The organism is Micromonospora sp. M51 (genome assembly GCF_018070305.1).
Taxonomy (GTDB): Bacteria; Actinomycetota; Actinomycetes; order Mycobacteriales; family Micromonosporaceae; genus Micromonospora; species Micromonospora parva.
Genome location: NZ_JAGPXZ010001407.1, coordinates 1 through 607 on the forward strand (window position 1 = coordinate 1; position 607 = coordinate 607).

At 73.6% G+C, this 607-nt stretch carries 1 protein-coding gene; it reads right to left on the bottom strand.

Annotated features, from left to right (window positions below; translation table 11 throughout):
* Positions 1 to 113: 113 nt before the first annotated feature.
* Positions 114 to 607 (bottom strand): O-methyltransferase (locus KBX53_RS35120; RefSeq protein WP_210864052.1); only part of this gene is annotated, 494 nt, incomplete at its 5' end.

Genomic DNA, 607 nt, shown 5'->3' on the forward strand with positions numbered 1-607 from the left:
CACCCCCAACGCCGCCGGTCGTCGTCCGGGCCCGCCGCAGGCCGGCCAGTTCTTATGAAACAGGCCCTAGGGCGTGAGGTCGGAGACCCGGCTCGATCCGGCGCGGGCCTGGGTCAGCACTTCACCGCGGCGAGCAGCCCGTGCCCGACCGGAAGCAACGCGGGGATCCAGTGCTCCGACTCCCGGACCGCCTTGATCGTCTCGCGAACCGTCACCGTCTCCGCGTCCCGGGCGGCCGGGTCGCCGATCCGGTCGCTGGCCAGCACGCCGTTGAGCGCCAGCACGCCCCCCGGCCGCAACAGCCGCAGCGCCGCCTCCACGCAGGCGTGGAAGCCGGTCGCCTCCGCGTCCACGAAGACCAGGTCGTACGCGCCGTCGGCGAGTCGGGGCAGCACGTCCAGCGCGCGACCGGTGATGATCCGCGTACGCCCGGCCGCGAAGCCCGCCTCGGCGAAGATGCGCCGGGCGATCCGCTGGTGCTCCACCTCGACGTCGATCGTGGTGAGCACGCCGTCGGCACGCATGCCGCGTAGCAACCAGACGCCGCTCACCCCGGTACCGGTGCCGATCTCCACCACCGCACGGGCATTGCCGGCGGCGGCCAGCA